This is a genomic window from Mesobacillus sp., from assembly GCF_049588175.1.
Taxonomy (GTDB): Bacteria; Bacillota; Bacilli; order Bacillales; family Cytobacillaceae; genus Mesobacillus.
This window is the reverse complement of record NZ_JBAVFI010000436.1, coordinates 1-1,930: the sequence shown is the minus strand read 5'-3', so window position 1 is coordinate 1,930 and position 1,930 is coordinate 1. Positions and strand designations below refer to the sequence as shown.

The 1,930-nt window shown below is 40.6% G+C and carries 2 protein-coding genes; both read left to right on the top strand.

The features are described from left to right. Positions 1–747, top strand: a 747-nt coding sequence (locus WB217_RS10740; RefSeq protein WP_423993224.1) for a polysaccharide deacetylase family protein, incomplete at its 5' end; no start/stop codon positions are given. Positions 748–832: 85 nt separating this feature from the next. Further along, the coding region (locus tag WB217_RS10735; RefSeq protein ID WP_423993223.1) for a M16 family metallopeptidase at positions 833–1,930 on the top strand (1,098 nt) is incomplete at its 3' end.

The following is a 1,930-nucleotide window of genomic DNA, read 5'->3' as shown; positions in this document are numbered from 1 at the left end:
GGCTATAATGGACTGCAAGTGGATATAGAGGATTCCTATAAAAAGATGAAAAAGGATGGCGAGTTTAATCCGGATAAGCTAGTTTACAAACAAATATCTCCGGATGTCCATTTAACCGATCTTCCGCCAATGGCTATTTATAAGGGCCACCCAGAAAAACCGATGGTCAGTTTCATCATTAATGTAGCCTGGGGAAATGAATATTTGTCGGGTATGCTGGCTACGCTTAAAAAATATAACGTTTCAGCCAGTTTCTTTCTCGAGGGACGCTGGGTAAAAAATAACCCGGGAATGGCTAAGATGATTGCCGAGGCTGGACACGAAATTGGCAATCATTCCTTTACCCATCCAAACATGAAGCAGCTTTCTGCTCCGGAAATTAATGAAGAAATCAAAAAGACCAATGATGTAATAGAGGCTGTAACGGGGGTACAAACAAAGTGGTTTGCTCCCCCAAGCGGATCTTATAAGGATGAAGTAGTCCAAATTGCTGCTGCGCATAAGTTAGGTACCGTAATGTGGAGCGTTGATACGATTGACTGGCAAAAACCTTCACCTGAAAAATTGATCAGCAGGGTAATGGGTAAGGTCCATAATGGGGCGTTAATTTTGATGCATCCAACCGAATCTACAGCAGCTTCTCTAGAACAATTAATCATTCAGATAAAGGATAAAGATATGCAAATTGGGACAGTTTCAGATATGTTGAGTGAAAATAGGGTAATGGCAAAAAAAATGAAAGAATAGCTTTGTATTTGGAAAAAGTAAGATAAATGAACTATACTTATTAAATGCAGTATTTTTAGCAGCAGGTTCCAGAGGAGGAATATAATTGATTAAGAAATACACATGCCAAAACGGTGTAAGAATCGTCCTTGAACAAATCCCTACTGTTCGTTCTGTCGCGATCGGAGTATGGATTGGAACAGGATCACGGAATGAGAATCCAGAGAATAACGGAATCTCACATTTCCTTGAGCATATGTTCTTTAAGGGAACGAAGACAAGATCGGCAAGGGAGATAGCTGAATCCTTCGACAGCATTGGCGGACAGGTGAACGCATTCACATCAAAAGAATATACTTGCTACTATGCAAAGGTTCTGGACAATCATGCACCGTTTGCATTAGAAGTTTTAGCTGACATGTTCTTCAATTCCACTTTTGTTGCTGAAGAATTGAATAAAGAGAAAAACGTTGTAAACGAAGAGATTAAAATGTATGAAGATACACCTGATGATATCGTTCATGATTTGCTCAGCAAGGCAATTTACAATGAGCATCCGCTGGGATATCCGATTTTAGGAACAGAGGAAACGCTTCAAACATTTACGGGTGAAAAATTGGAACAGTATATGCATGAAACCTACACACCGGAAAATGTAGTCATTTCAATTGCAGGAAACGTTCCAGAAGCTTTCATTAAGAATGCAGAAGAATTCTTTGGCTCTTATGAGGCAAGCAAAGAAAAAATAGAACATGTAAGACCTGAATTCCATGCAAATAAGATTTCGCGCAAAAAAGAAACGGAACAGGCGCACCTTTGCCTGGGTTTTGAAGGGTTGCAGATTGGCCATAAAGATGTATACAGTCTGATTGTCTTGAATAATGTCCTTGGAGGCAGCATGAGCAGCCGTTTGTTCCAGGATGTTCGTGAACAGCGCGGTCTTGCTTATTCTGTATTCTCCTACCATTCAGCTTATCTTGACAGCGGGATTGTAACAATTTATGGAGGAACTGGAGCAAAACAGCTCGATGTATTATACGAGACGATTCAAGAGACACTTTCAAAACTGACCGCTGATGGCATAACAGAAAAAGAGCTTAACAACAGCAAGGAACAGCTTAAAGGCAGCCTAATGCTCAGCCTGGAAAGCACAAACAGCCGGATGAGCAGAAACGGTAAGAATGAACTCTTGCTTGGTAGGCAC